Below are 739 nucleotides of genomic sequence, written 5' to 3'. Positions count from 1 at the left end.
CGGTGAAATTTATTTTTCTGTTAATGATGTCTTTAAATATAAAGATCTCACCTATTCTGATTATTTCGGCGATGATAGCAGCAAAATTAAGCTAAGAAGTGGTGATGGGATCCATTTCAGTCCTAAAGGACAACAAGCGATTGCTGAAAAAGTGTTTTCACTCATCCATTATGATGTAGAAGAAGAAAAGGTCCCTCATGAAGCGGAACAAATTGCGTCAGGCCAGATCCAAAGTAGCGGCAGCTAGCGTTATCGCGTTGCTGTCTCTAGGCCTGTTGTCCTGCCAGCAAGGCGTAGAGCGAACACAGAAAAGCTCAACACGGATGCTGGCTGAAGCCGATGTTCAAGGTCAATTAATCAACAATGCTGAGCCAAATCTAAGTCGCCTTGATAACAAGCTAAAGCAAGGCAACCAGCAAATCCATATAGTACAAATTGGCGATTCACACACTGCGGCAGATTTTTTCAGTGGTGAGCTAAGAACCTTGTTCCAGCAGCGCTATGGCGATGCGGGACCTGGCTTCGTACCTACCATTTCAATACCGGGGCAACGCACTGCGACTATCAATCGTAAAAGTGATAAGCAACAATGGGAACTGTTTAGCAGCCGTAAAGATGAGCGTTTTGATTACCCTCTGGGAGGGCTAGTCGCATTGCCAATGAAACCAACAAGCCGCGTACAATTGGTCCCATTGCAAGCCGCAGCAGGCACTTATCAATTACAAGCGCTGTACCAAAA

Annotated in this window: 1 protein-coding gene and 1 pseudogene; both read left to right on the top strand. The window is 45.2% G+C overall.

The window, feature by feature from the left end:
* Positions 1-247 (top strand): DUF459 domain-containing protein (locus ABN217_RS19305; protein ID WP_502935137.1); only part of this gene is annotated, 247 nt, incomplete at its 5' end.
* Positions 198-739, top strand: a pseudogene (locus ABN217_RS19300) (hypothetical protein); the annotation flags it as partial. The gene ABN217_RS19305 and the pseudogene ABN217_RS19300, both read left to right, overlap by 50 nt.

It is taken from the genome of Proteus sp. fly-1067, assembly GCF_040139345.1.
In the GTDB taxonomy this organism is placed as follows: Bacteria; Pseudomonadota; Gammaproteobacteria; order Enterobacterales; family Enterobacteriaceae; genus Proteus; species Proteus vulgaris_B.
This window is presented reverse-complemented; position numbering and strand designations above follow the sequence as displayed.